Source organism: Caballeronia sp. LjRoot31 (assembly GCF_964253885.1).
Taxonomy (GTDB): Bacteria; Pseudomonadota; Gammaproteobacteria; order Burkholderiales; family Burkholderiaceae; genus Caballeronia.
Map to the genome: position 1 here is coordinate 497,153 of NZ_CAXURX020000002.1, position 21,193 is coordinate 518,345.

Sequence of the window (21,193 nt, forward strand, 5' to 3'; positions counted from 1 at the left end):
GACGTCACGCCGGCTGGATCGGCCCGAGAAAATCGAGCTTTCCTACCGGCACGCCGAGGTGCCGGAGGATGTCGTAAGCCGTGACAATATGGAAATAGAAGTTCGGCAGCCCGAACTGGAACAAATACTCTGCGCCGCTGAATTTCAGCTCGGTGTCCTTTTGCTTGATGGTTACAACACGCGTGTCACCCCCTTCGAACGTCCCGGCATCGATCCCTTTCAGATAGGCCGTCGTCTTCGCGATGCGCTCCCGCAGTTCCGCGAAGGTCGTTTCGGTATCGTCGAAACGGGGCGCGGCGACGCCCGACAAACGTTCCGCCGATGCCTTCGATGTATCGCTTGCGCGCTGGATTTGCGCCGCGAACGGCAGCATGTCCTCGGCTAGCCGTGCGCTCGTTACGTCGGTGTCGCTCAAGCCCTTTTCTTTCGCGTGGGCGGCGGCTTTATCGAGCAGGGAAACAAGCACGTCGAGGCTACGGACGAAAACCGGAACGGTCGCGCGATATATTGAAACGGACATGATGAGGCTCCTGATTGATCGGGCCACAAGCATACCGGGACGTCGTTCATAGCGCTTTTTCCGCCGCTTGAGCGGCGCGTTCTTTCGGCACTCGCGTGCCATTTTCAAGTTTGCGAAATGGCTGTCGTGCTCGCTGCCAAAGGCGAAAAGACGCGCCGCCGAGATTCGGCTCGTGAGAAACTGTGAATTCGAGTTAACGCTAAACACAGCTATCATTGATATTTAAACGGCCGGGACGCCCGTCATGATCTCAGACGACCTTACTCAAGAAAAACAACACATCGACCAAATCGACCGTCAGGCACTGCGCGAATTCATCGACCGGAAGTGGGACGACGAAATTCTCCCCGCGCTCACCGACTACATCGCGGTGCCCGCCAAAAGCCCGATGTTCGACCTCGACTGGGCGCGCAACGGATTCATCGAACGCGTTATTGCGGACGCTGCGCAATGGGCCGAACGGCAGCCCGTGCGTGGCCTTAAAGTCGAGATCATCCGTTTGCCCAATCGCACGCCCGTGATCTTTTTCGAAGCACCGGCTACGCGTTCGAACAGCAGCGACACCATCGTCCTGTACGGCCATCTCGACAAACAGCCCGAATTCGACGGCTGGCGTCGTGATCTTGGGCCCTGGTCACCCAAATACGAAGACGGCAAGCTCTACGGACGCGGCGGCGCGGACGACGGATACGCCACCTACTCGTCGATCAGCGCGATCGCCGCGCTGGACGCGCAAGGCGTCGAACGGCCGCGCTGTGTCGGCATTATCGAAACGTGTGAAGAATCGGGCAGCTATGACTTGCTGCCGTACGTCGATGCGCTGCGTGACCGGCTCGGCAAGGTGAGCCTCGTGATCTGCCTCGATTCCGGTGCGGGTAACTACGATCAGCTCTGGCTGACGACGTCGCTGCGGGGTCTGGTTGCCGGCGACCTGGAAGTGCAGGTGCTCGACGAAGGCATTCACTCGGGCACGAACGGCGGCATTGCGCCGTCCACGTTCCGGATCATGCGCCGCCTGCTGGAACGGCTGGAAGATTCGAGCACGGGCAACCTGCTGCCGAAGGGTTTTCATTGCGATATCCCGCCGCGCCGGCTGAGCGAAGCGGAAGCAACGGCACGCATTCTCGGCGATGACGTATGGAAGAAGCTCCCGTGGACCTGCGGCCAGAATGGCGGCACGGTGCTGCCCGTCACAACGGACCCGCGTGAAGCGCTGCTCGATTCCACCTGGCGGCCGTCGCTGGCGGTGACCGGGGCGGAAGGGCTACCATCGCTGATCAATGCGGGCAACGTGCTGCGTCCGCGCACCGCGTTCAAGTTGTCGCTGCGTCTGCCGCCGCTGGTCGAGGCCACGAAGGCGCTTGCGGAACTCAAGGCCATGCTCGAAGACGATCCTCCCTACAACGCGAAGGTCACGTTCAAGCCCGAGCGCGGCGAAGCGACCGGCTGGAGTGCGCCCGAACTATCGCCGTGGCTGGGCGATGCGCTCAACGACGCCTCGCGCCGGCATTTCGGCGCCGATGTCGCGTTTCTTGGTCAGGGCGGTACCATTCCATTGATGAGCACGTTGCAAGAAGGCTTTCCGCGTTCGCAGTTCATGGTGTGCGGCGTACTGGGACCGAGGTCGAACGCGCACGGGCCGAATGAGTTCCTGCATGTGCCTTTCGCGAAGAAACTCACGGCGACGGTAGCCGAGGTGATCGCGGCGACGCCTTGATGGCGGGTGGTCGACATTGACTTTCAGACGGCGCGCAACTTTTGCGCGCCGTTTTATTTGCACGGCGCGGTGATGAACCGGCATGTCGTTGAATTTGGTTGAATTTGATTTAATTGGGTTGAATTTGAAGCGCAGTCCTTTTCCTATCAGGAGACGCAGTCGCATGAGCACTGAAACCACGCGCGAATCGCGCATCGCCCCGGATACCTTACACGCCTTCGTCAGCGCGATCTGGACCCACGCCGGCAGTACGCCGCGTGAAGCTGAGCTGGTGGCCGATCATCTGGTGATGGCGAATCTGTCGGGACACGATTCGCATGGCGTCGGCATGATTCCGCGTTATATGGCGTCGCTCGCGGACGGCCAATTGCAGCTCAATACGCACGCTGAAATTGTCCGCGATGTCGGCGCGGTGCTGACTATCGAAGGCGCCAAGGGTTTCGGCCAGGTCGTGGCGTATGAGGCGATGGAGCACGGTATCGCGCGGGCGAAAAAGCTTGGTGTATGTGCGGTTGGCTTGCGCAATGCGCATCATATTGGGCGCATTGGGCATTGGGCCGAGCAGTGTGCGGCGGCCGGTCTTGTGTCGTTTCACTTCGTCAACGTGGCGGGGGACCCGCTGGTTGCGCCGTTTGGCGGTATCGACCGGCGTTTCGGCACGAACCCTTTTTGCGCCGCGTTTCCGCGCGAAGGCAACACGCCGCTGGTGCTCGACTTTGCGACGGCGGGGATTGCCTACGGCAAGACGCGCGTGGCCTATAACAAAGGCGTGAAGGTCGCGCCCGGTTACCTGATCGACCACGCCGGCGTGTCGACCATCGAACCGAAGGTGATGCACGAGGCACCGTTCGGCTCGCTGACGGCGATGGGCGCGCACAAAGGATACGGCCTCGCCGCCATGTGCGAGATTTTCGGCGGCGCGCTGTCGGGCGGTTTCACCACGCACGCGGATACCCTGGACACGACTAACGCGATCATCAATTGCATGACGTCGGTGATCGTCGATCCGAACGCCTTCGATGCCCCCAACGCTCAGGCTGAAGCCGATGCGTTCGTCGAGTGGGTGAAGGCGTCGCCGCTCGCGGCCGGTACGGACAAGATCATGGTGCCGGGCGAGCCGGAACAGGCGCGGCGGGCCGATCTCAACGCGAACGGCATTCCCGTCGATCCCACCACGTGGCAGCAAATCCGCGATGCCGCCGTGCAATCGGGCATGCCGGCGGGCGCGATCGAGGAGTTTGTGCAAGCGTTGAAGTGAGCTTCGGGTGTCGTTTTGCGTGAGGCGCGCAGGCTTCAGAATCGCCGCGCGAGCGAGGGTGCATGTGCAGCCCCGCCCGCGCGGTGTAACGCCAGCGCGTTGTAAAACATGCCCGCTAGCGTGTTCGCTTCCAAAGCGCCCGGGTTACTTTGTCTGCAGCATTTCGTTGCTGATCCAGTCGGTCACCGACGTCCGCTTGGGCTCCCAGCCCAGCAATTCCCGCGTGTGTTTGCCACGCACCCGGCTATTCGATCCCAGCCCGTACGACGCCATTTCGTAACCCCATTCCTTCTTGGCTTCCTCGAGCGGCCAGTCTTGCGGCGCGCCGAGGCCGAGGGCTTTAGCCATTGCCGTCGTCATATCGCGGAAGGCCGCTTCGCCGCTTTCGACGAAATAGAACGTACCAGCCGGGGATTTTTCGAGCGCACGCGCGTACAAGTCGGCGACATCGTCGATATGCACGTTCGACCAGATATTGCGTCCCGGTCCCACGTGGCGCACGATGCCGCTCTTTTTCGCCTGAGCCAGCAAGCGCGGCAACTGCACGCTTTTCGCGTTCACCATGGCGCCGTGGCCGTAGATCAGCGTATTGCACAGCACGGAAGCGCGCACGCCGCGTTTGGCTGCGTCGAGCACGAGGTTGTCGATGGCTACGCGCGGGGCTTTATCGGCGGTCGGTTCGGGCAGCTTGTCCTCGTAATAGATCGTGTCTGTTCCTTCGCCGCCGGATGCATCGCCGACAATGCTCGATCCGCTCGTGTGCAACAGCGGTTTGTTCGAGCCCGCAAGCCCTTCGATCAACGCCTCGACCGCGCCGCGATGGTCGCTGCTGGCGGCGTTGATGACGCCATCGGCTGCTTTTGCCTGCGCGATCAACAACGCCCGGTCGTCGAGGCTGCCGATCACGGGTTCAATGCCTAATGCCTTGAGTTCGTCCGCCTGTTCCGGGCGACGGATGAGGCCGCTGACCTGATGGCCATCGCGAACCAGACGCGCCGCAATCGAACCGCCGATAAAACCGCCTGCGCCAGTCAAAAAAATCTTCATGTTCGTTCTCCGTTAAATCGTGTGTCGACCGGAGTTGGCGTGTCGACCAGAGTTGGCGCTTTAGCGCTTACTCTGGTCCCATAGCGCTTACTCCGGTCCCATTGAGTCGATACATGCAAGTATCCCCGTCTTCGACTTTCGCAAAAACAGTGTTAGTCTCAAATCAATCTTGATTCCAGGTCAACAATGGATAGATGAAAACGACCACCGAAGAACTGCTGGCGTTCGTGACCGTGATCGACAGCGGCTCGATCACGGCGGCCGCAGAGACATTGCAGCAAACCGTTTCCGGCGTAAGCCGGGCCTTGACGCGGCTGGAGCACAAGCTCGACGCCACGCTGGTGCGGCGGACTACGCGCCGCTTGCAACTCACCGACGAAGGCGAGCTTTTCCTCGTGCGCGCCCGCGCCATCCTCGCCGCGATGGAAGATGCGGAGGAATCGATCGCCCGGCAACGCGAGCGGCCGGCGGGGCGGTTGCGCGTAGATGCGGCGTCGCCGTTCATGCTGCATTGCATCGTGCCGCACGTGCAAGCGTTCGCAGCGGCGTATCCAGAGATCGTGCTGGAACTGAGCAGCAATGAGCGGATTGTCGACTTGATGGAACAGCGCGTGGATATCGCGATCCGGATCGGCGCTTTGCAGGATTCCACGCTGCACGCACGCGCGCTCGGCAGCAGCCGGCTGCGCATCCTGGCGAGTCCCGCGTATCTCGCGCAACGCGGGGAGCCGCGTACGGTAGCGGAATTGCGTCGGCATCGGCTGATCGGTTTTACAGCGCCCGAGAGCCTGAACGACTGGCCGTTGATCGATGACGATTCAGCAAACCGGGATACGGGCGGGCGCTTTCGGATCGTGCCGGAGATCGCGGCATCGAGTGGCGAGACCATGCGGCAACTTGCGCTGGCGGGCGGCGGAATCGTCTGCCTTGCCGCGTACATGACCAGCGCCGATGTGGCCAGTGGACGCCTGCAAACCGTGATGGACCCCGTTTTGCTCGATGTCCGGCAACCGATCAGCGCGGTGTTCTACCAGAGCGCATCGATGGCGGGACGGGCGAGAGCCTTCCTCGATTTCCTCGCCGGACGGTTGGTGCTTTAAAGCGCCCGACGTATGCTGCCGGTTTCCCTTTTCCGATTCGTGAACCATTCGTCAATATTCATATGCCCATTGAATCCATCAACGCGCCAGGCCTTCCAGTTCCCGCAGGCCACTACAGCCACGCCACCCGCGCGGGTAATCTCGTTTGCGTGTCGGGGCAACTACCGATGCGTCCCGACGGCACGCATACAGGCGACTTGCCGTTCGAACAACAGGCCCAGCAGGCGCTGGACAATGTCAGCACCGTGCTGGCGGCGGCCGGCGCGGGGTTGAAGGACGTGATCGAAGTGACGGTTTACCTGGTCGGCGTGGATCACTGGAAAACTTTCAACGAGATCTACGCGCGCCATTTCGGTGACTGGAAACCCGCGCGGGCAGTCGTTCCCGTGGGCGCGCTGCATTATGGTTATCTGCTGGAAATCGCGGCGCGGGCCTGGGTGGAACCGGCTTGAGTTGTTGTTTGAGTGAGTGGTAAGTATGGATCGGGGCGGGCGCACAGGCGTTCGAATCCCGTTGGCGTAAAGCGGCAGCGCTTTTATCATGGCGAGGTCGCGTCCTCACAGGTGACCTCATGATCCAACTCGTGTTGCTTCTGCTGGGCGTGGACTACTTGCGCCGCCGTTGGCTTACGCTGGCCCTGGCGGGCGGCATCTGGCTGGTGATCGGGGTGTCGGTGTTTATCGACGCTCTCGACGGCGTCCTGTATTTTCCTATCCACGTCTTCGCTTGGCTGCTTCTCGTCGAAGGTCTTGCGACCCTTGCTGTTGCGGGCATTGGCGTGGGCGGCCAGCGCACGCTGCGTTACGTGAAAGGTGGCGCGTTCACGCTCGCCGCGCTGCTGATCATGGCGGGCAATCATCACGGCAACTTCGTTCTGTCGATGATCTTCGGCACGCTTTTTCTCGCCGATGGCTTGCTGCAGAGCGTGTCGGCTGTCGTTGTGCGCTATAGCCGATGGAGGATCGTGCTGGCCCTGGCTATTGTCGAAATCCTGCTCGCCATCTTTTTCTTCGAACCGTATCCGACCCACTATGTTGGCACAGCGCCTTACGCGATCGGACTCGGACTCGCGTTCGGCGGTTGGAACATCCTGTGGATCGCATTTCGCGTACGCCGTATGGAAAGCCTGCCGCCTGAAAACGAGAAGGCGCTGGCGCTTTCCGATGACGTAATCGCCGACTCCACCCTCGCTGAAAAGTCCGCTACGGCAAAGGCCGCTGCGGGCGCGGTGGCGACCGAGGCCGACGGCCCGTTTGAATGGGACGGTCCCCCCTCCGCCGATGAAAAAGCGCTCACCGTGCATGTGTGGACGCCCGTCGGGTCCGCGCGGGCGCAGGCCAATCGGCGCCTGATCGTGGACCGCTACATTGCCGCCATCGACGCGAACGGCGTCATCTCGACGGGCCACGCAGCGCTCGAGTCACCCGAGGGCATTTACATCAGTCTGTATCCGGGTGTGGAAATCGACCGTTCGCCGGACGAGTTCGGGCGCATCTTGCGCGCGACCCGCGAGAACAACGTGCCGGGCACGTTCCAGCCGGATTACGTGACGGAATCGAAGGCATGGTGCGAATCCACGACCCGCGTGCGTATTCGTAATTACCGGCCGGATCGGTTGCAGGCATTCTGGGAGAAATATCGGCAGGATCAGACGTATAACCTGACCTACCGGAATTGTTCCAGCACTGTTTCCAAGGCGCTGGAAGCGGCGCTCGAAGGGTCGGTGGGCACCTTTCATGGCCACGATACGGGTTGGCGCGCGTTCCTGCGCCTGATCGTCACGCCGGAGCTATGGGTCGCTGCGCAGATCCGCAAGCGCGCGGCCACCATGGCCTGGACTCCGGGCCTGACGCTCGACTACGCGCGGGCGCTCAGCATGCTGGCCGACCCCAGGCCATTTGGTTATCTCAAGATGGCGCGGCTCGCGGTGCGCAAGATGCTGCGCTCGCGGCGCGAATGGCGACAGGAAGCGTCCGATGCCGCCGACGCCCGCGCAGGCCGGATGGACGGCTCGAGCGTTTCATAGGTGTCGTGAGGTGGCGCGGTGCGACTTATCGGTGCGTCGCGGTCGTCCATTTGCCAGTTGTTTCTCCCGTTGTTGTTGGCAGCTCAGGCGTTGGCAACCCAAGCGTCCGCAGCTCGGGGATTTGCAACTCAAGCGTGTGCAACTCATGCGAGATCGAGCGTCCCCGTCATGTCCCCTAGCGGCGCTTCGCCGTTTGCCGCGAATGCCCGGTCGCGCGCGACCACGCCGTCAAGCGGCACCAGGTCGTGGACGCGCGTGATGAAACGCAGGATGGAGTTCGTGTCGTAGACCGTATGGTCGACGAGCCCCTTCTTCGCGAACGGCGCAATCACCAGGGCTGGAATGCGCGACCCGGGTCCCCATCGATCTCCTTTCGGCGGCGGCACGTGATCCCACCAACCACCGTTCTCGTCGTGCGTGATGATGACGACCGTGCTTTCCCATTGGGGGCCGCGCTGGATTCGCTCGACTATGTTGGCGAGATGCCGGTCACCCGATTCGACATCGGCATAACCCGCATGCATATTCAGATTGCCTTGCGGTTTGTAGAACGTCACAGCCGGCAGCTGGCCTGCGTCAATGTCCGCAATGAGTTTGTTGGTCGACGGATCATCGCCCAGACCGGCGTCGCGCAAGTGTTGCGTGCGAGCTTGCGTGCCGGGCGCAAAGCTGCGGAAATAATTGAACGGCTGGTGGTGATACTGGAAATCAGGAACCATGCCCGTGTCGCGATGCGTGAGCGCATAGTCCCAACCGCCGCTATACCACGCCCAGTCCACGCCTTTGTCCGATAACCGGTCGCCGATGGTGGCGTAACTCTGCGGCGGCAGCACGCGATAATTCGACGGGTCCGCCAGCGCCGGATCGCCGCTTTCCGCCGGGCGGACGTTACTCGGCTGATAGGGCGGCGCCATTGTGTTGACCGCGTAGCCGTCGGCTGTGAGCGCGCCGTCGTTGACGTAGGACGGGGGGCCATCGAGTGCCGATGCCGGTGAATCGGCCGCGAGTTTCAGGCGCGTGCCCAGCGGATCGTCTCCATCCAGGACAGACAAGAGCTTTTTCGCCGGACCGTTATGTGCATCCGGATAAAACGGAGCCTGTGCCGAAATCAGATAAATATGATTGAGCCAGGAACCCCCGAATGCGGCCATGAAGAAGTTGTCGCACAGCACGTTTTGCCGGGCGATGTTCCAGAGCTTCAGCGAGTCCGCCGAATTGCGGTAATGCCCCATGACCAGGCCGCCGGAATCGCCCCATGCGGCGAACTGGTTATTGCGGCCCGCGTTGATCTGCATCTGGTTCTGATAAAAACGGTGCACGAGGTCGCGCGTGATGACGCCATTCGGCAGCGGTTGCCCCTGCGCGTCGACAAGATGGAACGGTCCGTTCGGCACGCCGTCGATCTGCTTTTCCGAAATCATATAGCGCTTGCCGTCCACTTCCTGCGCTTGCGGCACGAGGCCGCCCCAGATTTTCGGCAGCACAGGCATGGGCGTGCGCCCGTCGCGGTCTAGCTGTACGTAGCGCGACGCCGGCACGGCTTCCAGCGGATATTGCACGCCGGGATAGTTACCCCAGAGGTTGCTGAAGCTGCGATTTTCCGCGTAGATCACGACAATATGGCGGACCTGCGCCTGCAGCGTTTTGTCGAGCGCGATATCAGCGGCCGTCTTGGGCGTAGCCGGGCGCGAGTCAAAGAGATTACAGCCGCTCAGCGACAATCCGGTAAGGCTGGCCAGGCCGACCCCAGCCGCAAGCAGGCGGCGGCGCACGGGATCGTGGGGCAGGTCGGACGCGGGTTGCTCGTCGCGGGGATCGTCAGTGTGGCTCATCGCTGCTCCTGGATGTCTGGCGGCTCATCAATGTGCTTATTGATGTAGCTAAATAATGTGACTCAATGATGTAGCTAAATAATGTGGCTCGTCAAAGTGATCCAATCTTGAGGCTGACTATTCTGAATCAAAGCATTGAATCAAAGCATTGAATCAAACCCGCGATTCAAGGCAATGCCCGAGCACAGGACGGCTACCCGGCCATATATGGCGAAGAGCGCCTGCGCGTTGTTTCATCGCCCTTCGCCTACCTGAATCTTGCCCGGAAACGCATGGTTGCCGATAGCTGACCGAACGGCCTATGCGCCCAAAGAATAGGTCGGCCCAGACGTCATAGGCCGTTCGGTCGACTGGAAAGCGTCACGCTGGGCGACTACTATCGTTCGAACTGCCCGGGAATCAACTCAGTACCAGTTTCACGCCGACAATCACCAGCGTGGCGGCCAGCACGTTGCGCAGCAGCACCTCTGGCGCCCGGGAGGAAAGCATGCTGCCCAGCACGATCCCTGGCAGCGAACCCACGAGCAGGGACAGCAGCAGGTCCCAGTTGACGGAACCGAGCAGCCAGTGGCCGGTCCCCGCAATTAGCGTAAGCGGAACCGCGTGCGCAATATCCGACCCGACTATTCGCGCAGTCGGCAAACGCGGGTAGAGGAGCAACAGGACGGTCACGCCAATGGCGCCCGCGCCGACCGAGGTGATCGACACCAGCACGCCCAGGATTGCGCCGGTCAGCACGGTCCAGGCCACGGTGCGGGTTTCACGACTCGCCGCCCCTGGTTTTCCGCTTGCCTCGCGGGCCATCCCGGTCTTGTAGGCCAGGCGCGCGAGTTGTGGGCGGAACACGAGCGAGACGGCGGTAACAAGCAGTGCGGAGCCCAGCACGAGCTGGATCACCCGGGCGGCGGCGGGGGTGTTCAAACCGTATCGGTTGAGCAGGACCAGGGTGATCGCCGCCGCAGGGATGCTTCCCGCCGCAAGCCGGCCGGTGATACGCCAGTCCACGGACCCCTTGATGCCGTGGACCAGGGTGCCGGCTGTCTTGGTCGCGGCCGCGTAGAGCAGGTCCGTGCCGACCGCGGTGGCCGGGTGGATGCCGAACAGGAGCACCAGCAGCGGCGTCATCAGAGAGCCGCCGCCCACGCCGGTCAGGCCCACGAGGAAGCCGACAGCCAGGCCGGATGCTGAATACAGTAAGTCGATGTGCGGAAAAGACATGCGGCGGGGAGAACCGGTTGAATGAGCGTCGGTCGAAAAACGGTCGATGATAGCGGGTCCACGGTGCGCTTGCCTCCGGTCCGCGAAAATTGATTCGCAGGCTCCGGCCGTACAATCGGCCGGGTGTCCAGGCAACTCTTTCAGGAAGGTGTAATGGAAACGAAGGAACAACAGCAAGCAAAGCAGGCGCTCAGCGACCGGCACGCCAGTGATATCGCTCGCGACCCTGCCCATGACGACATGCCCGACCCGATCCGCAGTACGGCCGGCGTTCGCGAGGTTCCTCCGTCGACGCCCGTCGACAACACGGACGGCGCATTTATCGCGACCGAACATACGAACTACGCGAACGAGCGCCAGTTCGTTCTCAAGGCCGGCAACACCTTCGTGGTCAACGACGCGAATGGCGATATCCGCGGCAATGACGACGGTCTTTTCGTGAACGACACCCGCGTGTTGTCGCAGTTGCGCCTGACCTTCGGCGGACGCTCGCCGTCGCTCCTGTCCGGCAGCGTGTCCAGCGACAACGCCGTCTTTACCGCGCACCTGACCAACCGGCCGCTGCCGCCTATCGGCGGGGCGACCACGCCCGAGGGCGTGATCCACGTCGAGCGCCGCCGGGTGCTGTCGCGGCACGTGCTGCACGAAGCCATTGTGTTGACCAACTACGGCACCGAACCGGCCACCGTGCCGCTTTCGATCAATTTTGCCGCCGACTTCCACGACATGTTCGAGGTGCGCGGGTCCACGCGCCCGAAACGAGGGGCAATGCGCGAGCCGTGCATTGAAGATGGCGAAGTCGTGTTGCGCTATACGGGTCTGGATGAAGTCGAGCGGACCGCGCGCATCCAGTTTTCGCCTGCACCGCATTCGCTCTCGGTCAATCGTGCTGATTACGTCCTGCGGATCCAGTCGGAAACGGCCATGTCGATCTACTTGTCGATCACGGCCGTCACGCACGCGTTGAGCGACGCGAGCGCGGAGAGCAAGAAGATCGCAGAGGAAGGCGCTGAATGTGCGCCGGAATCGGGGCGCCCGGCCATTCGCGAGGCACTTGTCGATGCGCATCGGCGCATGCGCGAGCGGCGGCGTTCGGTGGCGCGCGTGCGTTCGAGCAATCCGTTGTTCAGCGAATGGATCGATCGTTCGCTCGCCGATCTCGGTTTGCTGACGACTGATCTCGAAACCGGACCGTATCCGTACGCAGGCATTCCATGGTTTTCCACGGCTTTCGGCCGCGACGCCATCATTACTTCGCTGCAGATGTTATGGATCGATCCGTCGCTTGCCCGTGGCGTGCTGCGGTTTCTCGCGGCACATCAGGCACGCGAAGACTCCGCATTTCGCGATGCGGAAGTGGGCAAGATCATGCACGAGACCCGCAATAGCGAAATGGCTGCTACGGGCGAAGTGCCGTTTGCGATGTACTACGGCGGGGTCGACAGCACGCCGCTGTTCGTCGCGCTGGCCGGCGCATACGCCGAGCGAACCGGCGACACCGCGTTGATCGACGAATTGTGGCCTGCCCTGCAACTCGCCGCGCAATGGATCGCACGTCATTGCGACAAGAACGAATTCGGCTTGCTGAGCTACCAGCGCGCAACGGAAGCGGGGCTTGCCAACCAGGGCTGGAAAGACAGCGGCGACTCGGTGTTTCACGCCGATGGCAGTTTCCCGATCGGACCGATCTCGCTGGTCGAAGTCCAGGCCTATGCGTCCACCGCGTTTGCCACCATGGCCCGCTTCGCAAGGCGGCGCAACGCGCCGGAGCAGGCGCTGGACTTCGAGCAACGCGCGCAAAACATCCGCGAACGTGTGGAGACAATGTTCTGGATGCCCGAGTCGGAGTTCTACGGTATCGCGCTCGACGGCAAGGGCGAGCTGTGCAAGGTGTTGGCGTCGAATGCGGGACACTTGCTGGCCTTTGACCTGGTCGAACGCAGCCGCGGTGAAGCCGTCGCGCGCCAGCTTGAGTCGACCCTGTTCAACACCGGCTGGGGCGTCCGCACGCTGGCAGCAGGCCAGCCACGCTTCAATCCCATGTCGTACCACAACGGCTCCGTGTGGCCGCATGACAGCGCCATGTGCGCTCGCGGGCTCGCACGCTACGGTGACCGCGGCGGTGCAGTGCGCCTGTTGCAGGCACTGTTCGAAGCGGCCGTCACGTTCGATATGCGCCTGCCCGAGCTGTTCTGCGGCTTCACCCGGCAACGTGGCGAACGGCCGATCGGCTATCCGGTCGCGTGCTTGCCGCAAGCCTGGGCGGCCGGATCGCCGTTCATGATCCTGGAGGCCTGTCTCGGGGTCACGATCGACGCCGAGCACGAGGAGGTGCGTATCGACCGGCCGCAGTTGCCTGATGGCATCGATTGGCTGGAGATCGGTGAACTGAGGGTCGGCAACAAAACCGTGTCTATAACCTTTCGGCGCGTGGGCGGGCAAGTCGTGCCGTCTATCGAAGGCGATATCCGGGTGGTCGCGGTGCTTTAACCGCACCGCGAACGCTTGACCATCGCCTGGCCGCTTAGCGCATTGGCGAGGTATCGCGCAAAGGCTATATCTGGAATGGGGATAAAGGTCCTGGCCGCCTTTTCCACTTCCAGGCGATATCGTTCGCCCGGTGAACGGGTTCATGCCGGACGGTGCTGCCGGCGGAATTGCCCTAAAGCGGCAGCCTACCCACATGCGCCGCTAGCCGGAGCCAACGATCATCCACCGCTCTCCTGGGTCCGTTGCTTGCTGAAACCCGGTCTTCCATCATCGTTTTTAGGGAGACCGCACATGGCCCAGATTTCATATCCCAAACCACCCTTCCCGGAACAGCACCAGGACTGGCAACCCGGCCACAGCGCGCCGATGAATCCCCCGCCCGATTACGGCGAGAAAACCTACAAGGGCTCGGGCAGGCTTGCCGGCAAAATCGCACTGATCACGGGTGCGGACAGCGGCATCGGCCGCGCGGTGGCAATCGCGTTTGCCCGTGAAGGCGCGGACGTCGCAATCGTCTACCTGAACGAGCACGAGGACGCGAAAGAAACTGCCCGCTGGGTCGAGGAAGCGGGCCGGAAATCGCTGCTGCTGCCCGGCGATATCACCGACCCCTCGTTTTGCCGCGAGCTGGTCGCGAAGACGGTGGAGTCGTTCGGGCGCGTCGACGTGCTCGTCAACAATGCCGCTTACCAGATGGTCTACGACAGCCTCGAGGACATCAGCGACGAAGAATGGGACAAGACCTTTTCGACGAACATCGGCGCGATGTTCCGGATCACGAAGGCCGCCTTGCCGCACATGAAACCGGGCAGTGCGATCGTCAACACGACGTCGGTGAACGCGGACAGTCCGAATCCCGGATTGATCGCGTATGCGGCCACGAAAGGCGCCATCCAGAACTTCACGGGCGGCCTCGCGCAGTTGCTGGCGGAGAAGGGCATTCGCGCAAACGGTGTGGCGCCGGGGCCGATCTGGACGCCGCTGATTCCATCGACGATGAAGCCGGAGCAGGTCAGGAATTTCGGCTCGCAAGTGCCGATGAAACGTCCCGGGCAACCAGCCGAACTGGCTGCGGCGTATGTGATGCTGGCGTCCGATGAAGCGAGTTATATCTCCGGCGCGACCATCGCGGTGACGGGCGGCAAGCCGATCATCTAGACGCGAGGCTTGGGGCAAACGGGGCTTGGAGCGGACGCGCCGTGCGTGCGAAACTGGCGCTTTAACGCCAGCAATCACGACGCGCCGCTCAAGGTACCCACGCTCATGCCCATGCCATTCACCATCCGCCGTCTGACTGCCGCCGACGCCAGTGCGTATCGCGATATCAGGCTCGAAGGGCTCGCCCGACACCCCGATGGTTTCGGCTCGGCGTGGGAAGATGAAGCTGAACAGCCGCTCGCGTGGTTCGAACAACGGATCGTGAATGCTGCCGTGTTCGGCGGGGTCTTAAACAACGAAAGCGAGTTGGCGGGCGTGGCCGGCCTGATGGTGCCGCAAGCCGCGAAACAGCGGCACAAGGGCGCGCTGGTGGGCATGTACGTCCGCCCGGCCGCTCGCGGAACGGGATTGGGGCTTGCCCTCCTGCAAGCCGTCCTGAGCCACGCCCGCACGGTGGTGGAAGAGGTCCAGCTGACGGTTGCGCCGCATAACGAAGCGGCGCAACGGCTGTATCGCTCGGTCGGATTCGTTGAGTACGCGCGTGAACCGCGGTCGCTGAAGATAAACGGCAAGTATCAGGAGTCGGTACTCATGACCTTGCCGTTTCAAACCATCGTTAGCTAATCAGCCGACTAACGACCAACTCTCAACTAGCCGCCACTCGATTCCCGCAGCTGATTCAAGCGATATTCGCCCTGGCGAGCAAACATCCAGCCCGGATATTCGCTAGCGAGTTGGCTGACTTCATCGAGTGCGGCGAGTTCGTCGTCGTTCAGTTTTACTTGCGTCGCCGCAATGTTGTCGTCGAGTTGCTCGACCCGTTTCGCGCCGATAATCACGCTCGTCACCACCTTCTGGTGCAGCAGCCACGCCAGCGCGATTTGCGCCACGGTCACGCCCTTGGCTTCGGCCATCTGGGTCATGGCGTCGATGCAATCGAACGCGCGATCCATGTTCACCGGCGGAAACGAGAAGTTCGTGCGCCGGCCCGGCTCCGTCGAACTGCCGTCGCGCTTGTACTTGCCGCTCAGCAAACCGCCCGCGAGTGGACTCCACACCATCAGGCCCAGGTTTTCGCTTTTGAGCATCGGGACGATTTCACGTTCGAGGTCGCGCCCGGCAATCGTGTAATACGCCTGCAACGACTCGAAACGCGCGAGGCCGAGCCGCTCCGAAATGCCAAGCGCCTTGGCGATCTGCCACGCCGCCCAGTTCGATACGCCGATGTAGCGGACATGGCCATGCTGCACGAGGTTGTCGAGTGCGCGCAGCGCTTCTTCGATTGGCGTGGCGGTATCGAACCCATGCAGCTGATACAAATCGATGTGATCGAGTTGCAGGCGTTTCAAGCTCGCCTTCACGCCGTCAATGATGTGATACCGCGACGCGCCGCGCGAATTGATGCCTTTCGTGCCGGTTTCACCGTGGATCTTGGTGGCGACCACCACGTTTTCGCGAGGCACCTTCAGGTTCTTGAGCGCCTGGCCGGTGATGACCTCCGACGTGCCGTCGGCGTAGACGTCGGCGGTATCGATGAAGTTGATGCCCGCATCCAGCGCCCGGCCGACGAGTTTGTCCGCGTCCGCCTGTTGGAGGCCGCCAATATTGGTCCACATGCCGCCTTCGCCGAAGGTCATGGTACCGAGGCACAATTCCGAAACGAACAAGCCGGTATTGCCGAATTTTTTGTTACGCATGCTGGGTTCCTTAGAATTCGTCCTTGAACTGGCGGCCTGTAGACTTCACCATCGGCCGCTTCACGGCGGAACGACCGAACGCCCGTTCGGTGTTTCAGCAACGCCGCGATCCAAGCAGTATCTGCCTATGCCGCTTCGCCCGGCTAGCCTGATCCTGTCGGATCATTGCCCGATCCTGCAAAGGCCGCGCGTGGCTCTGGGCGAAAATATGCAGGCGCGAGTAAGCTGAGTGCCATACGCCGGCAGCGTGCGGTTGCGTGTAATTGCGTGTAGTTGATCGCGATTGGCCTCTGGCTGACGGCAACCCTTCTCCATCCTTGCAAGACTGTGACCGTTCCTGGGCAGCAGCCGCGCAAAAACTCACCCACTGCGAATCATGGCCCTGAATGAGACGGCGGATTCCGCCATCGACCCTTTGAACCACGCTGACCACGCTATCAACGGCGGTGCGCCTGCACCGCTTGATCCGGGCCTCGATCACGCCCGGCTCGATCTCGTCGCGTTGCTGGACCGCTTCACCGCTGACACCACCGGCACGTGCCAGACAGCGGTGCACGGTTTGTTCCTGCATCGCGTCGTGCATTGCGGCGGCCCAAGCCATGGCATCCAGACGCCGGCGCTTGGCGTGATCGCGCAAGGGTCGAAGCGGATCATGGTAGGGGACGAACTGTATGTGTACGACCCCATGCACTATCTGGTTTCATCGGTGGATTTGCCGGTGATGGGGCAAGTGACCGGCGCGACCGAGGACAAACCGTATCTGGGCATGCGGCTTGACCTCGATGTCGAGGAAATCACCAAATTGATCGGCGATGAAAGCCTGCCGCCGTCGACGCCCGCGGACGCCTCGCGCGGCCTCTATGTCAACCGGCTCGGCACGTCGATGCTCGACGCCGTATTGCGCTTGCTGCGCCTGCTCGATACACCCGAGGACATTCCGATTCTCGCACCGCTGGTCAAGCGCGAGATCTTGTACCGGTTGTTAATGAACGGTCCCGGCGCGCGCTTGCGCCAGATCGCGCTGCAGGACAGCCAGACACAGCGCATTGCGAAGGCGATCATGCTGCTGCGCCGGCACTTCGATCAGCCGCTGCGCGTGGAGTCGATCGCCCGCGACGTGCATATGAGCGTCTCGTCATTGCACCATCATTTCAAGGCCGTCACGGCGATGAGCCCGCTGCAATACCAGAAGCAGTTGCGGCTTCAGGAGGCGCGCCGCCTGATGCTGATCGACATGACCGATGCAGCGACAGCGGCGCATCGCGTGGGATACGAGAGCGCATCGCAATTCAGCCGCGAGTACAGCCGCCTGTTTGGTGCGCCGCCATTACGCGATACCCGCAAATGGCGCGAAACTGCGGGCGCTTGATCAAGGTTCGACGCGCGGCATTCACGAGGCTGAAAACGGAAAAAGCCAGGGACGTCCCTGGCTTTTTCGTCTTTAACGCCTGCGCGACCGGTCAATAGTAACGATTCGGAGGGCCGTAGTAACGCGGTGCGTGATGGCGTTCCCACTCGCGCCTTTCCCAGTAGCGATGCCCGTCGTAATACCGGTCACCGTGCCAGCCGCGGCTGTCGACATGAACGTAACCGGGGTGGAAGTGGTCGTCGGCGAACGCGGTGTTCGTGAAGCCGAGACTCGTTGCTGCCGCCACCGCGAGCGATGCGGCTGCCAGGCCTTTTCTGACTGTCAACATGATGGTTTCCTTCGCGCTTGTTGTTCGGCGTGTTCCGCGGTTTAGTACCGGCCGTAGTAGTCGTGATGGTGGTATCCGCCATCCGGCACGACGATACAACCACCCAGGGTGCTGCCGAGGAGTACTGCGAGCGTGACTAGAATCGCTAATCGTTTCATGGGTTTCTCCAAATGAAATCCGTGAAATCAATGTAGCGATTAGCTAAATGACAAGCCGTTTGCGTTTGTAAGGAAAAGTGTGGCCGGAAATATTCGGGAGAGGCAGCGAAGGCCTGATCCCCTGGCGCTGTTACCGAACGATCCTGGGCCTTACATTTGGGGTGAGCGAAACACCGACCACACGCCCGTCGCGCACGCCGCAGCTGCTGTCAACGCGCGTCCATTGCGACTTTCCGCGAATTTTGGCGAACGCGCGCATGGCGATTACTTCGTCTACGGGAATGGGATTGTCCGCGCTGAAGATAGGGGTGTCGTTATCGATCTTCGCACCCAGTACACGCCGGTCGGGGACCATGAACGTGTCGTACCTGGGCGTCAACGCCACCCATCGATCGAACGCCGCCACGCAGCGGATCACCGGTTCAGGGACGTGCATGCGGGTCAGGTAAGCGTAGTCTTCCTGCGGGGAGGCAGGCGATTCCTGAGCGTGACTGAGTTGATTGAATGGACCGAATTGACACAGCGACGCGCAGAGGATCAAGCCGAAAACAAGAGGTAAAGATTTCATGCGGGGAAAGGTAAAGGGAAAGGTACGGGCACGGGGCGGTTGACGGGTAACGTTGAAAGACGGCATCGGACCGTGGCTCGAAGTGTACCGCGTGAGCCGTCGCACGATGCGTTTCAATATTGACGCGGACTACGCGCCGTGGTCACCAGAATGGCGGGTTGATCGCGATTGCCACTTCCGGACGCGACAACCACCATAATATCGGTCACACGCAACTTTGCCGGATAACCGCGAATGACTGACATCAAGCTGAATGCAACCCCGTCACCCCGATTGACCAGCCTGTCCCACGGCGGCGGCTGTGGCTGCAAGATCGCGCCGGGCGTCCTTGCCGACCTGTTGAAACGCAGCGTGCCATTGCCGTTCTTTCCCGACTTGCTGGTCGGTAACGACACCGCCGACGACGCGGCGGTTTATCGTTTGAACGACGAGCAGGCGATTGTTGCAACCACCGACTTCTTCATGCCGATCGTCGATGACCCGTTCGACTTCGGCCGTATCGCGGCAGCCAACGCGCTCTCCGATGTCTACGCCATGGGCGGCAAACCGATCCTCGCGCTCGCGCTCGTCGGCATGCCGATCAACGTGCTGCCGCACGAGGTGATCGCGGCCGTGCTGAAGGGCGGCGAGTCGATCTGCGCCGAAGCGGGCATCCCCGTCGCGGGTGGTCATTCCATTGATTCCGTGGAGCCTATTTATGGCCTGGCGGCAATCGGCATCGTGCATCCGAAGCGCGTGAAACGTAACGCGTCGGCTCGCCCCGGCGACGTGCTGATCCTCGGCAAGCCGCTCGGCGTGGGCGTGTTGTCGGCGGCGCTGAAAAAGGATCAACTCGATGCCGCCGGCTACGCCGCGATGATCGCCGCCACGACCAAGCTGAACCGCCCGGGCGCGGATCTGGCCGCACTCGACGCCGTACACGCGCTCACCGACGTAACCGGCTTCGGCCTGCTGGGCCACACGCTGGAACTCAGCCGTGGCGCCGGGCTGACGGCACGCCTGCGATACGCCGACTTGCCATGGCTGCCCGGCGTGGAGGCATTCGCGAAAGCGGGCGTGGTCACGGGGGCATCGGGCCGCAACTGGACCGCCTACGGGCAGCACGTCACGCTGGCGTCGTCATTGCACGATGTGGCACGAAGCCTGCTCACCGACCCGCAGACTTCAGGCGGCTTGCTGGTGTCATGCGCGCCGGAGGCGGTTGACGAAGTGCTCGCCATCTTCCGTGCGGACGGCTTCGATCAGGCGGCGGTGATCGGAGAAATGATCGATGGCGAAAGCCGCGTGGAAGTCGTTTAGCGCATTTGTGGTTGGTTCATTGTTGATGTCCGTAGAGCGTCCCTGACCCGCTTCCGACTTCCGCCAGGAGCACGATGAAAGAAGAATCGCCGAAAGCCATTTTCTACGCGCTCGCCGCCAACTTTGGCATCGCCGTATGCAAGTTCGGGGCGGCTGCGTTCACCGGTTCCGGCTCCATGTTTGCCGAAGCCATCCACTCCACCGCCGATTGCGGCAATCAACTATTGTTGCTGGTGGGACTCAAGCGTTCACAAGCCCCCGCCGACGTGTTGCATCCGCTCGGCTCGGGCCGCGAGATCTACTTCTATTCCATGCTCGTCGCGCTGCTGCTGTTTTTCGTCGGCGGCGCGTTTTCCGTGTACGAAGGTGTGCATCGGATTGCCCGGCATGAAGTGGTGAGTAACCCCATTGTGGCGCTTGTCGTGCTGGGGATATCGGTCGTGCTCGAATCGTTTTCCTTGGCCGGCGCGTTGCGCGAGATCCGCAAGACGTCGGGGAAAAAGTCTCTCTGGCGATGGTTTCGCGAGACGCGCGAGTCCGAACTGATCGTGGTCACAGGCGAAGATGTCGCAGCCCTGGCGGGTCTTGCCATTGCGTTTTGCGCCGTGCTCATGACCATGATCACCGGCAATCCCGTCTACGACGCAGCGGGGTCGATCGGCGTCGGCCTGCTGCTCATGGTGATCGCGTACCTGGTCGCCCGTGAAGTGAAGTCGATGATCGTCGGGGAATCGGCGAGTCCGGAAGTGCGCCGGGCTATCGATGCGCACTTGCGCGCGCGCCCGGAAATTGTCCGCGTGATCAACCTGATTACGCTGCAGTGGGGCAAGCAGATCGTGGTGGCCGTGCAAGCGGAGATGGTGGACTACGACAGCGGCCGCGCAATGGTCGATGCCATCAATGTGATTGAAGCGGACCTGCAGCGCGCGTTTCCCCAGGCACGCTGGGTCTTCTTCGAGCCGGATATTCCCCGCGTGGCCGAGGCGCGTGCTTGAGCGCCGGTGAGCGTCGCGATAAGCCGTCCAACCATGGTTCCACTAAACTGCACGACGTCGCACAGAATCCTTGCATCACGGCAAATGAGCGGGTGGCCGATCATAGTGCGGTCGCGGGGTATCGGGTGTCGCGGGAAGCTGGGTGTCGCCGCTGGCGGGAAGTTGCGTGGTGCCTTCGTCCGGCGGCGCGACGCTGTCTACGTGCTTGGTAACCTTCGCAGCCGAGGGCGGGATGGGCTTCGCGGCGCGCTCAAGGTTGGCGTGTTCAGCGGCGCATACCCTCCCGGGCGCAAGAAGTGCTAACAGCAGTCCGGTCGCCGACAGCAACATGGCGGCGCCGGACAGGGCAACTCGCAAGGATCGCGTAATTTGGACGTGCATGCCCATATCCCGTAGTTTTGATCTGATGTTTG

General features: G+C 62.0%; 19 protein-coding genes. 11 read left to right on the forward strand and 8 right to left on the reverse strand.

The window, feature by feature from the left end:
* Positions 1 to 4 precede the first annotated feature (4 nt).
* Positions 5 to 520: a DUF1993 domain-containing protein gene (locus ACSQ8V_RS20645; RefSeq protein WP_436183447.1), complete on the reverse strand. Its 516-nt coding sequence runs from the start codon at positions 518 to 520 to the stop codon at positions 5 to 7.
* 244 nt (positions 521 to 764) lie between these two features.
* Between ACSQ8V_RS20645 and ACSQ8V_RS20650 the strand changes: the two genes are divergently transcribed.
* Both ACSQ8V_RS20650 and ACSQ8V_RS20655 read left to right on the forward strand, forming a co-directional pair.
* Complete coding sequence (locus ACSQ8V_RS20650; RefSeq protein ID WP_213764402.1) at positions 765 to 2,237, forward strand: M20 family metallopeptidase; 1,473 nt, start codon at positions 765 to 767, stop codon at positions 2,235 to 2,237.
* Between the two features lie 163 nt (positions 2,238 to 2,400).
* Positions 2,401 to 3,495 carry a malate/lactate/ureidoglycolate dehydrogenase gene (locus ACSQ8V_RS20655; protein ID WP_436206968.1) on the forward strand — a complete coding sequence of 365 codons (1,095 nt, stop codon included), beginning with the start codon at positions 2,401 to 2,403 and terminating at the stop codon, positions 3,493 to 3,495.
* A gap of 144 nt (positions 3,496 to 3,639) precedes the next feature.
* Here ACSQ8V_RS20655 and ACSQ8V_RS20660 read toward each other — a convergent pair whose 3' ends face one another.
* Positions 3,640 to 4,542: an NAD-dependent epimerase/dehydratase family protein gene (locus ACSQ8V_RS20660; protein ID WP_436206969.1), complete on the reverse strand. Its 903-nt coding sequence runs from the start codon at positions 4,540 to 4,542 to the stop codon at positions 3,640 to 3,642.
* 194 nt (positions 4,543 to 4,736) lie between these two features.
* Here ACSQ8V_RS20660 and ACSQ8V_RS20665 point away from each other — a divergent pair, with 194 nt between their 5' ends.
* The 3 genes from ACSQ8V_RS20665 to ACSQ8V_RS20675 all read left to right on the forward strand — a co-directional run bounded on the left by ACSQ8V_RS20665 (position 4,737) and on the right by ACSQ8V_RS20675 (position 7,668).
* Positions 4,737 to 5,642: a LysR family transcriptional regulator gene (locus ACSQ8V_RS20665; protein ID WP_436206970.1), complete on the forward strand. Its 906-nt coding sequence runs from the start codon at positions 4,737 to 4,739 to the stop codon at positions 5,640 to 5,642.
* A gap of 62 nt (positions 5,643 to 5,704) precedes the next feature.
* Positions 5,705 to 6,094, forward strand: coding sequence for a RidA family protein (locus ACSQ8V_RS20670; RefSeq protein WP_436206971.1), 390 nt, complete (start codon positions 5,705 to 5,707; stop codon positions 6,092 to 6,094).
* A gap of 119 nt (positions 6,095 to 6,213) precedes the next feature.
* The gene (locus tag ACSQ8V_RS20675; protein WP_436206972.1) at positions 6,214 to 7,668 is read left to right on the forward strand and encodes an HdeD family acid-resistance protein; all 1,455 of its coding nucleotides are present in this window, start codon (positions 6,214 to 6,216) and stop codon (positions 7,666 to 7,668) included.
* A 143-nt stretch (positions 7,669 to 7,811) separates the two neighbouring features.
* Here the strand turns inward: ACSQ8V_RS20675 and ACSQ8V_RS20680 are convergent, their stop codons facing one another.
* Positions 7,812 to 9,500: an acid phosphatase gene (locus tag ACSQ8V_RS20680; RefSeq protein WP_436206973.1), complete on the reverse strand. Its 1,689-nt coding sequence runs from the start codon at positions 9,498 to 9,500 to the stop codon at positions 7,812 to 7,814.
* Positions 9,501 to 9,899: 399 nt separating this feature from the next.
* A complete protein-coding gene (locus ACSQ8V_RS20685; RefSeq protein ID WP_436206974.1) occupies positions 9,900 to 10,718 on the reverse strand; it encodes a sulfite exporter TauE/SafE family protein in 819 nt (272 codons plus the stop codon).
* A gap of 153 nt (positions 10,719 to 10,871) precedes the next feature.
* Here ACSQ8V_RS20685 and ACSQ8V_RS20690 point away from each other — a divergent pair, with 153 nt between their 5' ends.
* The 3 genes from ACSQ8V_RS20690 to ACSQ8V_RS20700 all read left to right on the forward strand — a co-directional run bounded on the left by ACSQ8V_RS20690 (position 10,872) and on the right by ACSQ8V_RS20700 (position 14,990).
* Positions 10,872 to 13,208, forward strand: coding sequence for an amylo-alpha-1,6-glucosidase (locus tag ACSQ8V_RS20690; protein WP_436206975.1), 2,337 nt, complete (start codon positions 10,872 to 10,874; stop codon positions 13,206 to 13,208).
* 291 nt (positions 13,209 to 13,499) lie between these two features.
* A complete protein-coding gene (locus ACSQ8V_RS20695; RefSeq protein WP_213764409.1) occupies positions 13,500 to 14,366 on the forward strand; it encodes a glucose 1-dehydrogenase in 867 nt (288 codons plus the stop codon).
* Between the two features lie 45 nt (positions 14,367 to 14,411).
* The gene (locus ACSQ8V_RS20700) at positions 14,412 to 14,990 is read left to right on the forward strand and encodes a GNAT family N-acetyltransferase (protein WP_346730497.1); all 579 of its coding nucleotides are present in this window, start codon (positions 14,412 to 14,414) and stop codon (positions 14,988 to 14,990) included.
* A 26-nt stretch (positions 14,991 to 15,016) separates the two neighbouring features.
* Here the strand turns inward: ACSQ8V_RS20700 and ACSQ8V_RS20705 are convergent, their stop codons facing one another.
* Positions 15,017 to 16,063: an aldo/keto reductase gene (locus ACSQ8V_RS20705; RefSeq protein WP_436206976.1), complete on the reverse strand. Its 1,047-nt coding sequence runs from the start codon at positions 16,061 to 16,063 to the stop codon at positions 15,017 to 15,019.
* Positions 16,064 to 16,439: 376 nt separating this feature from the next.
* Here ACSQ8V_RS20705 and ACSQ8V_RS20710 point away from each other — a divergent pair, with 376 nt between their 5' ends.
* Complete coding sequence (locus ACSQ8V_RS20710; protein WP_436206977.1) at positions 16,440 to 17,432, forward strand: AraC family transcriptional regulator N-terminal domain-containing protein; 993 nt, start codon at positions 16,440 to 16,442, stop codon at positions 17,430 to 17,432.
* A gap of 91 nt (positions 17,433 to 17,523) precedes the next feature.
* Here ACSQ8V_RS20710 and ACSQ8V_RS20715 read toward each other — a convergent pair whose 3' ends face one another.
* Both ACSQ8V_RS20715 and ACSQ8V_RS20720 read right to left on the reverse strand, forming a co-directional pair.
* Entirely contained in the window at positions 17,524 to 17,760 is a 237-nt protein-coding gene (locus ACSQ8V_RS20715) for a hypothetical protein (protein ID WP_436206978.1), read from the reverse strand.
* 288 nt (positions 17,761 to 18,048) lie between these two features.
* A complete protein-coding gene (locus ACSQ8V_RS20720; RefSeq protein WP_436206979.1) occupies positions 18,049 to 18,486 on the reverse strand; it encodes a BspC domain-containing protein in 438 nt (145 codons plus the stop codon).
* 234 nt (positions 18,487 to 18,720) lie between these two features.
* Here ACSQ8V_RS20720 and selD point away from each other — a divergent pair, with 234 nt between their 5' ends.
* Positions 18,721 to 19,785: a selenide, water dikinase SelD gene (gene selD, locus ACSQ8V_RS20725; RefSeq protein WP_213764414.1), complete on the forward strand. Its 1,065-nt coding sequence runs from the start codon at positions 18,721 to 18,723 to the stop codon at positions 19,783 to 19,785.
* 74 nt (positions 19,786 to 19,859) lie between these two features.
* Entirely contained in the window at positions 19,860 to 20,780 is a 921-nt protein-coding gene (locus ACSQ8V_RS20730) for a cation diffusion facilitator family transporter (protein ID WP_436206980.1), read from the forward strand.
* Between the two features lie 75 nt (positions 20,781 to 20,855).
* Here the strand turns inward: ACSQ8V_RS20730 and ACSQ8V_RS20735 are convergent, their stop codons facing one another.
* Positions 20,856 to 21,161 (reverse strand): hypothetical protein, encoded by a 306-nt coding sequence (locus ACSQ8V_RS20735; RefSeq protein ID WP_436183458.1) that lies wholly within the window; start codon positions 21,159 to 21,161, stop codon positions 20,856 to 20,858.
* Positions 21,162 to 21,193 lie beyond the last annotated feature (32 nt).

Excerpts from the sequence above, each read along its gene's own strand:
- ACSQ8V_RS20680 (WP_436206973.1), bottom strand. The coding sequence starts at position 9,500 with ATGAGCCACACTGACGATCCCCGCGACGAGCAACCCGCGTCCGACCTG.
- ACSQ8V_RS20660 (WP_436206969.1), bottom strand. The coding sequence starts at position 4,542 with ATGAAGATTTTTTTGACTGGCGCAGGCGGTTTTATCGGCGGTTCGATT.
- ACSQ8V_RS20675 (WP_436206972.1), top strand. The coding sequence starts at position 6,214 with ATGATCCAACTCGTGTTGCTTCTGCTGGGCGTGGACTACTTGCGCCGC.
- ACSQ8V_RS20705 (WP_436206976.1), bottom strand. The coding sequence starts at position 16,063 with ATGCGTAACAAAAAATTCGGCAATACCGGCTTGTTCGTTTCGGAATTG.
- ACSQ8V_RS20695 (WP_213764409.1), top strand. The coding sequence starts at position 13,500 with ATGGCCCAGATTTCATATCCCAAACCACCCTTCCCGGAACAGCACCAG.
- ACSQ8V_RS20715 (WP_436206978.1), bottom strand. The coding sequence starts at position 17,760 with ATGTTGACAGTCAGAAAAGGCCTGGCAGCCGCATCGCTCGCGGTGGCG.
- ACSQ8V_RS20685 (WP_436206974.1), bottom strand. The coding sequence starts at position 10,718 with ATGTCTTTTCCGCACATCGACTTACTGTATTCAGCATCCGGCCTGGCT.
- ACSQ8V_RS20730 (WP_436206980.1), top strand. The coding sequence starts at position 19,860 with ATGAAAGAAGAATCGCCGAAAGCCATTTTCTACGCGCTCGCCGCCAAC.
- ACSQ8V_RS20645 (WP_436183447.1), bottom strand. The coding sequence starts at position 520 with ATGTCCGTTTCAATATATCGCGCGACCGTTCCGGTTTTCGTCCGTAGC.
- ACSQ8V_RS20665 (WP_436206970.1), top strand. The coding sequence starts at position 4,737 with ATGAAAACGACCACCGAAGAACTGCTGGCGTTCGTGACCGTGATCGAC.
- ACSQ8V_RS20720 (WP_436206979.1), bottom strand. The coding sequence starts at position 18,486 with ATGAAATCTTTACCTCTTGTTTTCGGCTTGATCCTCTGCGCGTCGCTG.
- ACSQ8V_RS20710 (WP_436206977.1), top strand. The coding sequence starts at position 16,440 with ATGGCCCTGAATGAGACGGCGGATTCCGCCATCGACCCTTTGAACCAC.
- selD (WP_213764414.1), top strand. The coding sequence starts at position 18,721 with ATGACTGACATCAAGCTGAATGCAACCCCGTCACCCCGATTGACCAGC.
- ACSQ8V_RS20690 (WP_436206975.1), top strand. The coding sequence starts at position 10,872 with ATGGAAACGAAGGAACAACAGCAAGCAAAGCAGGCGCTCAGCGACCGG.
- ACSQ8V_RS20655 (WP_436206968.1), top strand. The coding sequence starts at position 2,401 with ATGAGCACTGAAACCACGCGCGAATCGCGCATCGCCCCGGATACCTTA.
- ACSQ8V_RS20735 (WP_436183458.1), bottom strand. The coding sequence starts at position 21,161 with ATGCACGTCCAAATTACGCGATCCTTGCGAGTTGCCCTGTCCGGCGCC.
- ACSQ8V_RS20650 (WP_213764402.1), top strand. The coding sequence starts at position 765 with ATGATCTCAGACGACCTTACTCAAGAAAAACAACACATCGACCAAATC.
- ACSQ8V_RS20670 (WP_436206971.1), top strand. The coding sequence starts at position 5,705 with ATGCCCATTGAATCCATCAACGCGCCAGGCCTTCCAGTTCCCGCAGGC.